The organism is Aeribacillus sp. SP014 (assembly GCF_054055575.1).
Window position 1 is genome coordinate 3,303,002 of record NZ_JBSRXI010000001.1, and the last position, 15,937, is coordinate 3,318,938.

Consider the following 15,937-nt stretch of genomic DNA (forward strand, 5'->3'; position numbering starts at 1 on the left):
GTTATAAATAAAAAAACTTCCTCGATCCGGGAATATTGAAAAGACATAGGGAGTCTTCGGTGGACCGATCGACGACCTCTTTATGATATTGTTTTATATGTTCACTTAGCCCCTTTGTTATGGCTATCCTTTCGTTCTAAAGGATAACGGAATTTTTCCAATTTTTCGATTTGTGTAATTCTTGAGTCATGTACAATAATTTGCACAGATCCGTATTCCAAATCTTCTAGTGAACGTATAATTCTTTCAATCCACTCCTGATCAATTTTCGTTTTTAACAAAGCTCTCCCCTCCAATTCCCGTTGTAATTCTTTTATTCAATAAATCATCTAAAGTTGTTTGTTCAAGAACGCGGGCAATTGTGTCACGTACAACCGTCCAAAGCGGCTTTAATAAACACTTATCTTCCAATGGACACGGCACATAAGCCGTCGTACTGGCACACCCCATTGGAGATAAAGGACCTTCAATTTGCCGGATAACCTCCCCTATGTTAATGTCAGTCGGCGATAAACGGAGCATATAGCCTCCTTGTATACCCCTTTTACTGTGCACATACCCCAATTTTCTTAATTGGAGCAAGATTTGTTCCAAGTATTTGACCGTAACTAGCGTTTGTTTGGCGATTTCATTGATCGGACAGACTTTTCCCTGTTGCTGACCAAGTACAAGCAAAGCACGCAATGCATATTCACCTCTGCTTGAAACCTTCACCAAATGCCCCCTTCCCCTGAAAGTTTACTAGATTAATCTCGACTAAAACGGTAGGGATTTTCACGACAAAAACTTTTTGATAGTTTAAGAAAATAATATTGAGTTACATTTTAATCGTATTAATCCTATATGTCAAGTAAGAATAATAATTTTTTTGTACTTTTTTCCATTATTTTTCCTTGACAAATGAAAAACATTGTAAAACAAGAAGAGTCATCATGCTATTCGGGCAAAAAAATTTTTTTGTGCAATCATTTGATGGAGTTTTTCATGTAAACGGGCTAAAAGCACCACGAATTTTGCATAGTTATTTTGTGAAATATTGAGGATACAAAAATGCGACTCTAAACGTTTATCACAGTTTTCAAGACATAACATACACTAAAAATAGCTAAATAACTTTTAAGGTAAAGGAATGGAAAACGATGCCTGCAATTGTTGGTGCTATGAAGGTAAATAGCGTCGGGACGGCCAGTGTCGTTCATGTCGGAGACGTCGTAAACATTTCACCATACAGTGAAGTGAAAACATTCGCAGGGGCCGGTTCCTTCAATACAGGCGACGGTCTTTACGTATTTAATCAAAACAGCATTACGAATACGTTTGACAGTGATCTCGTTGATCAGCCGCAAGTGTTAAACGCTTAGAGGGTGGTTTTATGAATTTTTATATTCAACAATCGATTCACATACAATTTATACGTATCGGAACGATCGCCAATTCATCCGTATTTCAAATCGGCAGCGCCGGAATCATAAAACCGCTGTCGAATTTATACAACACAGGACAATTTACTGAACCGGCTCCCGCTCCATCCGGCCAGGGAAACGGAGTCATTGTGCCTCTCCGTCCACCAAGCATTTCATAGCGATTCACCTTTCATTTGGAAAAGAATATAAATATGGTAACGAATGCTGATAAAGGTGGGGAGAACATCATGAATTACACTGTGCAATCATTATTGCAATATATCCTAAAATTGGAACAATATCTCCATTCCCAAAGCAAAAGAATCGACCATCTGGAAAAAGGGTTTCTTTACCTTGAAGAACAAATGGAAGAGATCAAAAACAAACCTTATACAAATATTGAAAAAGTTGAGTACAAATTTGACCAATTGAAAATCGAAACGCTCGAAGGAGTCTTGAATATCGGCTTAAATCCTGCTGATCAGGAAGCAATTGAACAATTTTCCGTAAAAAATGAAGAACTAAACGTCGATGATGTTCATAGCGAATTAAAACAGCAAATATTCGAACAATGCGTTGAAAGCATTCATAGTTATTTACAAGAAGAATGTCCGAAAAAGATTGAAGACTTTGCTAAAAACTATGAATATGAATTAGATGAAACATATAAAGCTATCATCATAGAAGACATTAGAAAACAACTTGAAGGAAGGATTACTTATTATCTACAAAGACTCCGTCTCCATGAGCAAACAGATATAAAAGAAAAAATACAATGGATTGAAGAAAAGGTAAAAAAAGATATTGATCAATCGATCGATCATTTTTTTAAACATTTCCCCAATAAAAAGAAAGGCGACGAATTGTCATGAATTTTACCGTCATCAATAACGGCTTGCATGTGGGCATGGTGAGAATCATAGGGGTTTCAAGTTCATCAGTTTTTTTAATAGGGGATGCGGATAAAATCTCTCTTTCTTCCATTTTTGATACGCCACCTGAATCATTAATCATCGGTCCATTTGTTCCTTTGTCATTAGACTAATGTATTTGTTAAAAAGATTTGCGAACATAAGAGTGGCGTATATACACTCAGTAGACATCTGTTCCGTATTCCAAATCGGTGACGCGAAAAAAATTACCCCTAAAACGAATGTTCTGGCAGTTCAGCGGGACTATGAAAAATTTAATACAAAGGAAGGGTCGTTTCGCTCCTATCAGCTTTTCCGCGAATCCATTCCTCAGCCTTCCTTTGACGAACAATTTTCCAGCGCATATTCAAACAATTCTCCGAACATATATGTCGATCACGTAAAAATTTTGGGCATCTCATCTTCAAGCATCGTGAACTTTGGATCAGCCGAAGAAATATGCGCGGAAGCACGAATAAAACATATTCGACAATTGTCTAAAAACGTTGATGGCGACGAAAAACAACGGTAATTTCAACAGGACAAAACATATTGATCCCTGAACAATAGATTTTCTCTACGCATGTGATTTATGAGACAACAAGGAAAAGGATGTTCCTCATGCCAGCGATTGTCGGACCGATAAAAATTAATTCCGTTTCAGGAGGAGTTGTGAATTTCGGAGATTCCTTTTATTTATCTCCAAAATCAGCATCAAAATCCATCAGCGGCTCTGGTAGCAGCTGCACAGGCGATTTTCATATTAATAACAACGGTCTCAGCATAACAAACGGAATCGATCCGGACGTAAATGATCAAAACCAGACGGCAAATGCATAGCCACCTGGTTCGTTAAAAAGACTTAGTGAAAAATAACGATTGGATTTATATTATGATCCAGAAACACTATTTGCGAGCAGGACATTCAATTTGTTGTCCTGCTCAATAAAAAAAGCGCATTGTCTTGCATTTCAGATCAAAAGACTCTTTTTAGGAATGTGGATGTCCTCATGATGCACAAATAGAGTGAAACTATGAATCGGTTCAAAGAAGCTGAAAACCTGCATTAGTTTTTTCATGGACTGTTATACAGTTAGAAAGCATTCGCACTCACAACATTAACATACAATACAGTTAATTTCGTAAAGTGATTTTCATCCCGTTGTAAAAGAGGAATTTGATATTTTATAAGACTCGCCTTTTCATAGTCTTATTTGTTTTGACGGAAAACTTTTACTCAACCTATTTCAAAACGGGCTAAATTGCAGATGGTACCGTTCTCCTGTTTTTAAGCTTATTTGGAAATGCTGAAACGATTTGTGCATGATGCAGCAGGCGTCACCATCGAACCTGCTTTTTTCGCTTATTTGGAGAATGCTGAAGCAGCATACATCTTGTCAAAACGATGAAAAACGGTTAAAAAAGTACGGATGAGCACAGCAATCAAAACATGCTAAGATTAGTAGGGGCTGTCTTAGAAAGTCAAAATCCATTGAAAACGAAACATCATAAACATTTGATATATCAACATTTCTAAAACATTAACGGGGCGTCTATAAGCCGGAAAATCGACTTATTAGACAGCCCCGTCACGTTGAGCGGTTAAGATCCTTTAGAGAATGTAATACTTGCTGTTAACTGGTAACGGCATACTAGGTAAGAAATATCCTTGCTTCATGTAATTAAATCGTTTCGATTCGCACGGTCGTTCCATTTCCGGAAGGTTCAGCTGGCTCAATGATCAGCCGCTTAGGCAATCGTTCCCTTAGCTCCTGCACGTGACTGATTACGCCAACGGATAAATTTTGCGATTGCAGTTTTTCCAAAGCCGATACAACCGTATCGAGAAGCTCTGCATCAAGCGTTCCAAACCCTTCATCAAGGAAAAAAAACTGAAGCGGATATTTTCCGCGAAGCTGAATTTGGGTGGACAACGACAAAGCTAAGGCTAAAGAAGTTAAAAATGTTTCTCCGCCAGATAATGTCGAAACAGGTCGTTTTACTCCGCCATTTGCATCGTCACGCATGATAAAACCGCCTTCTGAATCGACTTCAATCGCATATCTTTGTCTTGTCAATTCCCCAAGCCGCTGTGAAGCATCAAAGCTTATTTGTTGAAGCTGTTCCTCAGCCATGTATTCGACAAAACTATTCCCTTTCAGGACGGCTTGAAGTTTTTCTAACCGATTAAGAAGAAGCTGCAACTCTTCTTTCTCTTTTTCTATTTCCACATATCGTTCATGTTTTTCCTTTAACAGCTGCAAATGCTTTGCCGCCGCGCCTCTTTGTTCCATTGCTTCGTTTACTTGCTTTCTAGCTTCTTCTAAGCATTTTTTCGTTTCTTCCCATGTTTCCTGCTTAAGAACAGTTCCGCCTAATTTTTCTTCCAGACGTTCAATTGCAGATGCTACATGCTCCATTTCTTTTTTATATTGATCTAGACTCGTTTGCATAGCCAGTTTTTCTTCTTCCTGCAAAACGGAATTTCTCACTTCATGCACATTTGCAAAAGGAGTCTGCTGTTTTCGGTCGTTCCAATTTTTTTCCGCTTTTTCAAGCTTGCTTATACAGCTTGCCAATTGCTGTTTGGCGGTATGGAGCTGACTTTCAGCTTTTTGATATTCATTTGCCGTTTTTTGAAAAATATCATAAGCTGCTTGTTCATCCCTTTTTAGCTGTTCAAGGGCAAGATCGATCCTCTTAAGTTCTGTTAAAAGGTTTTCCTTTGCAGCTCTTTGCGCTGTGAGCCTTTTCTGTTTATCGGCTATCAGTTCTGCCTGCCTGTCCATTTCTCCTTTTTTGGCAGCTAATTGAGTGGAAAGATTGAGTATTTCTTCCCTTAACCGCTCGATTTCCTGTTCTTTTTCTTGAATAAAGCTGACGCTTTTTTCAATTCGTTCGTGCAGCTGTTCAACGAGCGAGTCTTTTTTACTAATTTCCTTTACATACATCTCGATTTGATCCATATCGAGATCAGCAAACTCTAAATCCCACTTTCTTTTTTCTTCTTCCAGCTGCTCTATTACATTTTGCAATTGTAGCATGATTTCGGATAAGTCTTTTTCCCCAGCATCCAGCAACGGTTCTATTTGTGCTGTAATATGGTTGACTTCACGAATGTCTGCTATTGTTTTTCTTATTGCGTCTTTTATTTCTAAGTAATCTTGGTTCAAAGCTTTCCATTCGATTTTAAATTTGTCATATGCCAAAAGATCATGAGGCTTATCGTCCATCGTAATGATCGGCTCTTCGTTAGCCGACGCTATTTCTTTCACTCCGGCAAGGAATGACTGTTCCGCTTGTAAATCTTCAGACAGCTCCTGCAGCTTTTGCTTCAGCGAGGAATACAGCTGTTCGGTTTGATCACATTCTTTGAAAATTCGTTCTAGCTGCTGCGTTGTTTCTTCTAATTTTTTTAAACGTTCAATCGAAAAATGTCTGTTCGGGGCCGGATGATGTGTGGAGCCGCAGACAGGGCAAGGTTCCCCCTCCGTCAACTGCTCGGAAATCAAAGCTGCCGCCTGATTTGTTCTTTCTTCTTCAAGCTGACTTTTTGCAGCCTGTAAATCATCCTTTACTTTTTCTTTAAAAAATTCATGCTCCCGCATTTGGCTGCATAAACGATCATAAACTTTTTGTAATTGATTGAAATTACCTGCCAGGCGTTCGTTTAATTCACTCTTTTTGCGGGCGGACTCGTCAGCCTTTTCCCGCCATTCGTTAAGCTGGTCTTCTTTCTTTTGCTTTTTGCTTTTTAATTCATATTCGTCTTTCATAAGCTGCATGATTTTCAGCTTCTGTTGATATGCTTTTTGGATTTTTTCCCGGAATTCTCTTGAAACTGTTTCTTCTTTCGCCTGCTGTTTTAAAGCCTGCTGCTTCTCTAACGCCCTATTTAATAATTCGCTCGTCTTTCTCTCTGTATGCTGTTTTTCATGCAGCCTCGTTTTCAATGCTTCATAGTCTTCTTTCAGCTTTGCAAACGATGCTTCATCCTCTTTGATTTCTGCATCCAATGAGATAAGCTGTTTCAATAGTTCACGTTTTGTTAAAAGCTCCGGCTCTTCAACAGCTTTTTTGGCACGAATCGCTTCAAAAGCTTCCTTTTTTTCTTTATAAAGGCTTGCTAGCTTTTTCTCTTCCTGCTGCCAATGCTCTGTTTCTTTTTCAAAACGGTCCTTTTCCGCTAAATGCTCGAGCACTGCTTCCGCATATGGTTTCAGCATCTCCGCTTGCTCCGCTTTTTTCAGCTTTTCTTCGATTTCTTGAAACCGCTCCTTTTCTTGCTCAAGCTCCTGTCGTTTTTTCTCATAAGTCGTTTTTTCCGTCTGCAAATTCCAGATTGTCTGAATCCGCTCAAATTTCTTTGCTGCCTCATCCAGCTGCTTTTCCCGTTCTTTCAGCACTGTATCACAGCGTATAAACGTTTTTTCAGCCTCTAAAACGGCTCCTTTCGAGGCATCGCCAAGACCTGCTTGTTCCGCTGACAATTCAGCGAATTGCTGTCTTGATTCCAAAAGACGTTTTTTCAGCTTTTTATTTAATTGGTCGCCGAATCGTTCCAAATTGAACAATCGTTCAAACATTTTCCTTCTTTCCGAGCCTTTTAAAGAAAGAAATTCAGCAAACTTCCCTTGCGGAAGGACAACAGCGCGGGTAAAATCCTCTATCGTCAGCCCTAAAAGCTCGTAAATCTTGTCATTTACATCATTTGTTTGTATCTGCCAAAACGACCGTTTCTTCTCCTATTTCGAGAAGCCGGCACAGCCTTGTGTTGATCCTGACATTATCCACCCGCTTAAATGTTCGTTCAACAGTGTATCTTTTTTTTGATCGGCCATCTTCAAGCTCAAATGTAAAACTGACATATAATTGATCTTCCGCATGATTCATTATCCCTTGCGTATTATTGGCCGCTCGCTCTACTTTTCCATAAAGCGCTAACGTAATGGCATCCAATATCGTTGATTTTCCACTGCCAGTCGGACCAAATATTCCGAAGACACCGCCGTCGCATAGTGTTTCAAAATCGACCGTCTGCATCTTTCGATAGCTATTCAGTCCAGCTAAAGAAAGTTTTATCGGCTTCATGACTGTGCTCCTTCCTCTTTTAAGTCTTCAGAGAGCAATGTCATAAACAGTTCAATGAGCTCTGTCTCCGGCTCGGCGCCGCCAGTTTGTTTTTTGTAAAAACGTTTAAACATTTCATCAATCGGGAGATTTTCTCTTCTTTCTTGTTGGATCTTTTCGGCTTCTTTTTCAAAAATCGGCCGGATGTGAATAAAGCCGTCGTGCCATTTTCTCAACCGATGAATTTCTTCTAATGAAAGGCTGTCGGTCAAAAAAATTTCAAGATCAATCCATGCGTTTTTGTCTCTTCCTTCTTCAAGCCACTGGTGAACTTGAAGAAGACCGCCAGTTGCTTTCCATTTCACAAGCGGTTTTCCGCTCGACAAATAAATTTCGGAAACAACCGCGTTCTCGCCGGGTTTTGCATCGATCACTGTGACAGACTTCGTATAACCTGCCTCAGAAAAGCTATAGGCAAGCGGCGATCCGGAATATCTTGCCGGCACATTGGACTTTTTAACATTTTGCGGCCGGTGAAGATGCCCCAATGCGACATATTGCGCTTTTTCCGGGAGGCTTGTGGCTCGAACTGTATACGCTCCGCCGACTTCAATCGGTCTCTCCGAATCTGTCGTGCTGCCTCCGGCTACATAAAGATGGCTCATGGCAATATTCACCGTATGAGGTTCAAACTCTCTGCTCATCATTGCAAACAAGCCGCGAATTTTTTCATCGTAATGCTCTCTCAATAAGAGTTCATCATATTCGTTTGAAAGCAGTTCATTCAGCCTTGCTTCCGACGGATAAGCAAGCGCCGCCAGCTTCATTGTTTCATTTGTCCGCGGAACTTCAACCGTTAAAACATCGCCTCTCGGGTAGCCGATCAGCTCGATCGCCTGCTCCTTTGCCAGCGGAGCTGCTGCTTGCAATCGTTCCGGACTGTCATGATTTCCGGAAATGATGATAACACGTCTTTTTCCTCTATCAGAAAGTCTTGAAATACTTTCATAAAACAGCTTTTCTGCTCCTGCCGGAGGATTCACCGTATCAAAAACGTCTCCTGCCATCAAAATGACATCAATTTTCTCCTTTACAACAATTTCATACAGTTCATCAAGAAACTGTGCCTGCTCTTTTAGCCTGCTCCGACCTTCAAGCGTTTTTCCGAGATGCCAATCCGCCGTATGCAAGATTCTCAATTGCCTCACCTCTAAAATAGTCTGCAAATCTATAATTTTATGATGAGCCCTGCATCAAAAAAGAATAAATACCGATCATCGACTCGTCTTTTTAAGATTGACTCTACCGCCTTTGCATACAAGTCAATTTGAATTTCATATCGAGAAGCAAGCACCTGTTTTGCCTTTTCAATGGATGGAAAACGATCCTTTACCGCATCCGTTTTGTAATCTAACAGAACGAGCCCATCGTCATCTTCAAAAAGGCAGTCGATCACACCTTGAACGATGACCGTTTCAGTATTGAGAGAACTTCCTTTTTCGTAAATTTCGTTCGCCGGCACTGCCAAATTGAAAGGGATCTCGCGAAAAATTTTTTTTGCGCCTTTTAGGCGTCTACCCAGCGGTGATTCAAAAAATTGCACAATTCCTACTACATTGACCGCTTCCACCTGCTCCTCCGTTAATATTTCTTTTTTCACGAGAGAATGCACGGTTTGTCGAATCGTTTGTTCCGTCAAGTCTTCACCCAATGGCAAATGCTGCATCACTGTGTGCATGGCCGTTCCTTTTTCTGCTGCTGTAAGAGATTTTGCCTGCATAAATTTCGGACGCTTGTACGAGGAATTCCCTTGTATTTTCTTCTTTATGGAAATGTCGCTGTATTCATCTGAAAATTGAAGTCTTCTTTTGATTTCCGTCACCGATTGCTTCGACCGGAGAGAGGCTGCATCTGAAAAAGGATAGCTCCAGGACAACTGATTTTGCACTTGGTTGGCAAAGCTACTTGTTGACTGAACAGGAACAAAATTTCTCAAAGCGTCCATTTTTTCATCCATCATAACCGCTGCCTGCTCATTTTGCTCTTTTAATTTTTCTTCAGGAATCACATCAATTTGCAATTTCACCGGATAAGAGAAGATTTCATCCGCTGCTTCTCTTTCTTCTTCTCGTAAAATTGCCGCATCTTTATGACGGATGACAGCCGGACCGATCCAATCTAAATAACATACTGCCTTTAAACGATCGTAATCTGGAAGCAGCCATTCGCGGTGAGTGAATGATTGCTCCCATTCTTTAAACTTTTTTTCTCCGTCTTTTACTGTGCCGATTAAAAACAGCTTTTCCTTTGCTCTAGTCAAAGCCACATACAATACCCTAAGCTCTTCCGAAAGCATTTCCATTCTCAATTTCTTTTTTACAGCTATATAATGAAGAGTAGGATACACAATCCGCTTTTTTTCATCGATAAACAGCGAGGCAAACCCTAATTCTTTATCGAGCAAATATTTTTTGGTCAAATCTTTCATATTAAATCGTTTAGATAAACCTGCACAGAAAACAATCGGAAATTCAAGCCCCTTGCTTGAATGAATCGTCATAATTCGGACAACATCTTCCTGTTCTCCTAAAGCTCTTGCTGCTCCTAAATCATCGCCCCGTTCCTGCATTCTTTCAATAAACCTCAAGAATCGGAACAATCCCCGAAAGGACGTTTCCTCATATTGCCTTGCTCTGTCATATAATGCCCTTAAATTGGCCTGCCGCTGCTTTCCGCCGGGCATTCCGCCTGCAAAATCAAAAAAGCGGGTATCACGGTACAATTGCCAAATTAAATTCGAAACGGAGCTTTTTCTCGCCAAGTTCCGCCATTGATTGAGCCGGCTGACAAATTCGCTTACTTTCTGATAAAGCTCGCTATGATGGGCTTTTTCTTGCTGCAAAAATGATTCAAGTGCATCGAAATACGCACCGTTTTTCTTATAAAGACGGATGATGGCAAGTTCATTTCCGCTTAAGCCGACAATCGGCGAACGCAGCACAGAAGCGAGCGGAATATCTTGATAAGGATTGTCGATAATTTTTAAAAGCGAAAGCATAATGGCCACTTCTGTTGCTTCAAAATATCCTGTTGATAAATTCGCATACACCGGAATACCTTGCTGCTTAAACTCTTCCATGATTTGCGGCGCCCAAGGCATCGAACGAAGCAGGATCACAATATCTCTGTATGTGACAGGTCTCGTACGATCAAGCTTTCGGTCGTAAACAGGAAAGCCTTCCTGAATAAGCTCTTTTATTTTTTTCGCCATAAGGCGGGCTTCAAGCTGCACCGTTTCCAATTCTTCTTCATCAAATTCAATCATTATTTCTTCTTTTTCTGCTAATTCCTCCTTCCGGCGGTCTATTAGGAGGAGCTCTGTATTCATTCTACTGTTCTCTGGATAACGTGCGCCAAGCTTCAATTCTGCTGCCTCATCATAAACGACTTCGCCTACAGTCTCTCCCATCAATTGTTTGAAAAGAAAATTTGTGGCGTCCAAAACTTCTTTTCGGCTGCGGAAATTTTTAGCTAAATCGATGCGCAAGCCGGAATTCGTTCCGCTGGAGGTAAACCGTTTATATTTCGCCAAAAACAATAACGGTTCAGCCAGCCGGAAACGATAAATGGATTGTTTTACATCGCCGACCATAAATAGATTTCCTTCCGCTTCATGATCTTTTGACACCAGCTTTAAAATCGCTTCCTGCACCAAGTTGGTATCTTGGTATTCATCCACTAATACTTCTTGAAATTGTCGTTTGAAAAACAAAGCAGCATCACTCGGAACAACATTTCCTTTCTCATCTTTTTCTGTTAATATTTGTAAACAATAATGCTCAAGATCCGAAAAATCGACAATTCCTTTTTCTTTTTTCATTGCTTCCAGCCGGACAGCAAATTTTTTCACCAAGTCGGCTAAACAAATCATTGTGCGCTTCATTTTTTTCAAATCGAGCAGTTGGTTTTGAATATCCCTGGAGAAAAGCTCATTTTTTAATTTCTCTATTTCCTTTGTCGCTTTCTTTCTCATTTCCGTCACTTCATCAATGAGCTCTTTTCGATATTCTTCTCCCCTGCATGCCTTGGCGCGTGTCGGTTGAAAAGCTCTCATTTGCTCGGCAAGCTCCTGCCACGATGAAGCGTTTATAATGTTTTCCACCTGTTTCATGTCATCGAGTAAATTTTCAGCCCTTGGAGAGGGGCCGCCCGGCAATTTCGTAATGTCGAGAGCTCTCGCTAACAAATCCTTTATTCCGGAAAGCTGTATCGCTATATCCTTCCGTAAATATTGAAAAAACGGCAAGTCCTCGTATGATTCAGCTTGTTCTATGTCATACATTTGCACCATTTCATCAAGCCATTTTTCCGGGAATGGATTAGATCTAGCAAATTCATAAATGGATCTAATAATTTTTTTGATTTCATCATCTGAGCGATCGCCTGTATATTTGTCAACTAATTCGAAAAATAGTTCATTATGCTCCATTCCGTATTCTTCTTCTAACAATTCATCCATGCAATCTTCCATTAACAGTTCCATTTCTGTTTCGTCCGCTATTCGAAACCCGGGATCAATATCAATTTTGTAATAAAATTTGCGAACAACTTGCAGGCAAAAAGAATGCAATGTTGATATTTGCGCTTTGTTTAAAAGGGTTAATTGGCGGCGCAGATGGAGGGAAGAAGGCTGTTTTCGCAAAGCCTTTGCCAGCGCTTCGCCAATTCTGCTGCGCATTTCTGCAGCCGCAGCGTTTGTAAACGTTACGATTAACAGCCGGTCCACATCTACAGGATGCTGATTGTCGGTCAGCTTGCGAATAATCCGCTCAACTAGAACGGCCGTTTTCCCTGATCCGGCAGCGGCCGCCACTAATATATCTTGTCCGTCGGCAACAATCGCTTTCCATTGTTCATCGGTCCATTGGCCTTTTTCTAACTTTTTCAGCTCATTCTTCATCTGAATCCACCTTCTCTCTTACCTTTTGCAGCACTTCTTCCCCTTTTAAGCTTTTCAATATGCGAAAACGGTTCGTTTCAATCGATTCATCAAATTGACAGACCGATTTAAAGGAACAAAAGGTGCAAGGCGTTTTCTCTTTCATTTTATATGGCGCAATGGAAATATTTCCGTCTGTTATTTCCGTACCGATCCGCTTAAATTCGCGCCGGATATACGAGCGTAATGCATGAAATTCATCCTCGCTGGCGATTTGAGAATTTGCATAAAATTCCCCGGTTTTCTTTATGCCGGCTTGAACGATTTTGGAATAGCCGCTTTCCAATTTTTGATCCATTAACCGCACCGTTTCTTCGTCTCCAAGCAGCAAGCCTTTCATTTTAAATTTCTTCAAAATTTCTTCTTCTATTTCATCATCCGTTAATAAATCTGGGGACTGTATGAACGGATCATGAATATGGAAATACAGCACCCCTGCTGGAGTCGCTTCTACGCCAAGCCAAGATTGAGAATTGGAAATAACAACATCCAAGTAAGTGAGCATCTGCAGCGCAATGCCGTAATACACTTCTGCCAAATTTAATGTTTTGTCGCTCGATTTAAAATCGACGATGCGAAGCAAAAGACCTTTCGAACTTTCCGCTTTATCCACTCGGTCTATCCTTCCGACGACCTCCAACGTACATCCGTTTTCAAGCTTAAATCGGAACGGGGGGAGCTTGCTTTTTTCATCAAATGATATTTCTAAACCAATTGGGACAAAACCGCTTGCTTTTGCATGTTCGCTTAAAACCTTTGATGCGCGGGCAACAATATTTTGAAGCTTGCGTTTAATATAATAGTGGCGGTTTGTGCTCATTAAAATTTCTTTTTGCAGCTTCGGCGCCAGCTGTTCGACTGCATCATGAGCAAGTCTTTCGCAATTCTCCTTTGTTAATTCGCGCCATTCTACTTTCATGCTTTGAAGCCGGTCTGCCATCAGCTTTAATGCCGCATGGAACAATTGGCCGATATCCGGCGCTTCCAATCTGTAATACTCCCGTTCTTTTAACTTTAAGCCGTGAGAAGCAAAGTGGGCAAAAGGACATGCCCGAAACCGCTCCATCCTTGAAACGCTTCCTTGTATTTTCCGTCCATATAATTTTCTGCTTACCTCTTCGGATAAAGGTCTTTCTGTATTTGAATAAAACAGGCTGGCAATCGCCTTTTTCGCTTTGCTGCTCCATTCTTGATCATATACAAAGTAATTGTAAACATCCCACCACAGCTCATGGAGAGGATACTGCTTTTTCCAATTTTGCAATTTTGAAGTTAAAACAGACAAAGAAACATTCGGACTGACAATAAAAGAAAGCTGTTCTTCCGCCTCCTCACTTTCCGGTTCATTAAGAGAGATCATTTCCTTAGCATCTGGAAATATTTCTTTTAACCGTTTGACAATAATAGACGGCATGAGCGCTTTTCCTTCTTCATCCGCCAAAGAATACGATACATACAGCTTTTGCTTAGCAGACGCGAGCGCTAAATAAATCAAAAAATTTTCATCCAGCAATTTTCTTCGAGCTGTCGGCGCAAGCTTCACTCCATTATGATATAGAAGCTCTCTTTCATCATCTGTTAAAACTCCGTCTTCCACCGGTTTTGCCGGAAGCACTCCGTCATTTGCTCCTGCAATAAATGCCATCTTAATGCCATATAAACGTGACCGGTCAAGTGTTGCGACAATCACTTGGTCAATGGCCGGCGGAACGAGAGAAAATTTCATCGATTCCATTCCGGTTTCGACCATTTCCCTAAACAAATGAATGGAAATTTCCTGATCGCCCATAATTTCTACAAATTCATCCAATAGCTCTATCACAGCATTCCAAACTTGATCATGCTCCCTTGCTTCAATCAAGTTCCCTCCATTTTCCGCATCTAGACGAAGAAGCTCCAGCTTATCAGGCACTTTTGTTTGTTCTAAATACATATATAGCGCTTCGGCCATATCCCTGCCGGTTTTGGCGCGTTTCATCTTATTTTCCAATGCCTGCAGAGGCTCCACAATCAGCTTCCGTAATTGATTGATCCGTTTTTCTATTTCCTCTTCTTCATCTGTCTTTTTGTCGTTGCCATAGAATGAATGGTACTTCCTGTACGTCCAGCCGGCTTGATCCGTCCATTTTTTCCCTTGAATACCGTAGGCAAGCACATAATTTTCCAATTGATCCATTTCTTTTCTCATTTCGGCTTTATCGGCATCTAGCGGGTAAAGAAATTCTGTTTTAATCGTTCTGAAAACAGCTTCATACCGCCAGTTTCCGGTTATGACTTCCAAGCTCGAGCGGATAAATTCGATCAGCGGATGATATGTCATTGAGCTTTTTTCATCTATAAAAAAAGGAATCTCGTAATCTTGAAACAATTGCTCCAGCAAATCTCTGTAATCGGACATGTTTCTAATAAGCAGTGCAATCTCCCGAAATCGCACTCCCTCATCCCGAACGAGGCGGATAATTTCTCTAGCAATCCCTTCAATTTCGGCGCGTCTATTCACCGCTTGCATAAATACAATCGCGCTGTCTCCGTGAAAAGGTTCGGGAGTATGGGAAGAGTACATTTTTTCTAGATGAACAAGTGACGGCTCTTCAATAAAACGTTTCCGGTCAGTCATATATGCTACTTCATCAATGGAAATATTATTTCGTTCAGCCATTTTTTTCAGCAAAGAAAAGGTTTCAGCCGTCATGTAAAATAAATGAAGCTCGTCGGCAACGGCCTCTTCAGGCGGTTTATCCAATGTGAGAGCAATTGTTATAGAAGAAGCTGTTTTCATCATCGATTCGACTACTTGCAATTCTTGAGGCGTAAAATTGTGAAAGCCGTCGATATAAATTTCCGCTCCGTCCATGTAGCTTGATTCATAAATCTTCTCTGAAAGAAGCTGCAAATAATCCTCTGAATCTATGTATTTATCAGCAAATAATTTTTCCACGGAACGATAGATGCCCGCCAAATCTTTCAATTTATCGGAAAGAATCCGCTCTCTATGATCATGGCTTTCCGCTAATTTTTTTACTTGATCATCCAGCATATCTGGACTGATGATATATCTTTTCATTTCTGTAATCATCTGTTCGATATGCTCAATAAAGCCTTTTTTTTCACTTGCTTTGGAAAACACTTTAAATTCGTGCTTTTTTTCTTCGATGATTTTTCGAAGAAACATGTTCATGCCTGTTTGGGAAATAAAGGTACGGCTGATGCCTCCTTCCTCCTGCAGCACCCTCCACGCCAAACGGTTGAAGCTCAATACTTGCGCTCTAATGATTCCTCCTAATTCCGGAGTTTTCATCAGTTCATATTCCATTTGAAAAGTCATTTGATCTGGAACAAGAAACAAAATAGGTTTTCCATTATACGGATCTTCTTTTAATTTTTCCCTAATTTCGTTTAAGATTGCCGTCGTTTTTCCTGTGCCGGATGAACCGACCAAAAACTTAATACCCATGAAATCTCCCCCCTTCAGAAGGCATCCAAACGGAAAATGGGACAATTTTCTTGTCCCATTCTGATTTCGTGTTTATGAATACATTTATTTTACTGTAAAT

The 15,937-nt window shown here is 40.5% G+C and carries 12 protein-coding genes and 1 pseudogene; 6 read left to right on the forward strand and 7 right to left on the reverse strand.

Going from position 1 to position 15,937, the window contains the following annotated elements; all coding sequences use genetic code 11:
* Positions 1-101: 101 nt before the first annotated feature.
* Together ACVIJU_RS16140 and ACVIJU_RS16145 are read right to left on the reverse strand one after the other, a co-directional pair.
* On the reverse strand, positions 102-281 hold the full coding sequence (locus ACVIJU_RS16140) for a YezD family protein (RefSeq protein WP_094245314.1): 180 nt from the start codon (positions 279-281) through the stop codon (positions 102-104).
* Positions 262-714 (reverse strand): RrF2 family transcriptional regulator, encoded by a 453-nt coding sequence (locus ACVIJU_RS16145; protein ID WP_063386634.1) that lies wholly within the window; start codon positions 712-714, stop codon positions 262-264. The genes ACVIJU_RS16140 and ACVIJU_RS16145 overlap by 20 nt, the downstream gene beginning before the upstream one ends.
* A gap of 425 nt (positions 715-1,139) precedes the next feature.
* Here ACVIJU_RS16145 and ACVIJU_RS16150 point away from each other — a divergent pair, with 425 nt between their 5' ends.
* From ACVIJU_RS16150 to ACVIJU_RS16175, 6 genes are all read left to right on the forward strand, one after another.
* Positions 1,140-1,361: a spore germination protein gene (locus ACVIJU_RS16150; protein WP_063386633.1), complete on the forward strand. Its 222-nt coding sequence runs from the start codon at positions 1,140-1,142 to the stop codon at positions 1,359-1,361.
* 11 nt (positions 1,362-1,372) lie between these two features.
* Complete coding sequence (locus ACVIJU_RS16155; RefSeq protein WP_063386632.1) at positions 1,373-1,582, forward strand: spore germination protein GerPB; 210 nt, start codon at positions 1,373-1,375, stop codon at positions 1,580-1,582.
* 69 nt (positions 1,583-1,651) lie between these two features.
* The gene (gene gerPC / locus ACVIJU_RS16160) at positions 1,652-2,275 is read left to right on the forward strand and encodes a spore germination protein GerPC (protein ID WP_063386631.1); all 624 of its coding nucleotides are present in this window, start codon (positions 1,652-1,654) and stop codon (positions 2,273-2,275) included.
* Entirely contained in the window at positions 2,272-2,448 is a 177-nt protein-coding gene (locus tag ACVIJU_RS16165; RefSeq protein WP_063386630.1) for a hypothetical protein, read from the forward strand. The genes gerPC and ACVIJU_RS16165 overlap by 4 nt, the downstream gene beginning before the upstream one ends.
* A gap of 32 nt (positions 2,449-2,480) precedes the next feature.
* On the forward strand, positions 2,481-2,846 hold the full coding sequence (locus tag ACVIJU_RS16170; protein WP_157727918.1) for a spore germination protein GerPE: 366 nt from the start codon (positions 2,481-2,483) through the stop codon (positions 2,844-2,846).
* A gap of 89 nt (positions 2,847-2,935) precedes the next feature.
* Entirely contained in the window at positions 2,936-3,154 is a 219-nt protein-coding gene (locus tag ACVIJU_RS16175; RefSeq protein ID WP_063386628.1) for a spore germination protein, read from the forward strand.
* 842 nt (positions 3,155-3,996) lie between these two features.
* Here the strand turns inward: ACVIJU_RS16175 and ACVIJU_RS16180 are convergent.
* The 5 genes and pseudogenes from ACVIJU_RS16180 to addB form a co-directional block, all read right to left on the reverse strand.
* A pseudogene (locus ACVIJU_RS16180) lies at positions 3,997-4,662 on the reverse strand (SbcC/MukB-like Walker B domain-containing protein); the annotation flags it as partial.
* A 2,359-nt stretch (positions 4,663-7,021) separates the two neighbouring features.
* The gene (locus ACVIJU_RS16185) at positions 7,022-7,405 is read right to left on the reverse strand and encodes an AAA family ATPase (RefSeq protein WP_456687777.1); all 384 of its coding nucleotides are present in this window, start codon (positions 7,403-7,405) and stop codon (positions 7,022-7,024) included.
* Positions 7,402-8,583, reverse strand: coding sequence for an exonuclease SbcCD subunit D (locus ACVIJU_RS16190; protein WP_066250620.1), 1,182 nt, complete (start codon positions 8,581-8,583; stop codon positions 7,402-7,404). The genes ACVIJU_RS16185 and ACVIJU_RS16190 overlap by 4 nt, the downstream gene beginning before the upstream one ends.
* A gap of 29 nt (positions 8,584-8,612) precedes the next feature.
* Positions 8,613-12,344 carry a helicase-exonuclease AddAB subunit AddA gene (gene addA, locus ACVIJU_RS16195; RefSeq protein ID WP_456687778.1) on the reverse strand — a complete coding sequence of 1,244 codons (3,732 nt, stop codon included), beginning with the start codon at positions 12,342-12,344 and terminating at the stop codon, positions 8,613-8,615.
* Positions 12,334-15,837 carry a helicase-exonuclease AddAB subunit AddB gene (gene addB, locus ACVIJU_RS16200; protein WP_456687779.1) on the reverse strand — a complete coding sequence of 1,168 codons (3,504 nt, stop codon included), beginning with the start codon at positions 15,835-15,837 and terminating at the stop codon, positions 12,334-12,336. The genes addA and addB overlap by 11 nt, the downstream gene beginning before the upstream one ends.
* Positions 15,838-15,937 lie beyond the last annotated feature (100 nt).